Source organism: Paramagnetospirillum caucaseum (assembly GCF_000342045.1).
Taxonomy (GTDB): domain Bacteria; phylum Pseudomonadota; class Alphaproteobacteria; order Rhodospirillales; family Magnetospirillaceae; genus Phaeospirillum; species Phaeospirillum caucaseum.
The window spans coordinates 1-523 of record NZ_AONQ01000201.1; the positions used below are offsets into that span (position 1 = coordinate 1).

Annotated in this window: 1 protein-coding gene; it reads left to right on the top strand. The window is 66.7% G+C overall.

The window, feature by feature from the left end; genetic code table 11:
- On the top strand, positions 1-523 hold a 523-nt coding region (locus tag H261_RS23005), incomplete at both ends, for an EF-Tu C-terminal domain-related protein (protein ID WP_008622949.1).

Here is a 523-nt window from a genome sequence, read left to right on the forward strand (position 1 = left end):
ATCTCGGGCCGCGGCACCGTGGTCACGGGGCGCGTCGAGCGTGGCGTGGTCAAGGTGGGCGAGGAAGTCGAGATCGTCGGCATCAAGGCGACCGTCAAGACCACCTGCACCGGCGTGGAAATGTTCCGCAAGCTGCTCGACCAGGGCGAGGCCGGCGACAACATCGGCGCCCTGCTGCGCGGCACCAAGCGGGAAGACGTGGAGCGCGGCCAGGTTCTGGCGGCTCCGGGCTCCATCACGCCGCACACCGACTTCGAGGCCGAGGCCTACATCCTGAACAAGGAAGAAGGCGGCCGTCATACCCCGTTCTTCACCAACTACCGTCCGCAGTTCTACTTCCGCACCACCGACGTCACCGGTGTGGTCGCCCTGCCGGAAGGTACCGAGATGGTGATGCCGGGCGACAACGTGAAGATGATCGTGACCCTGATCGCCCCCATCGCCATGGACCAGGGCCTGCGCTTCGCCATCCGCGAAGGCGGCCGGACCGTCGGCGCCGGCGTGGTGGCCAAGATCATCAAGT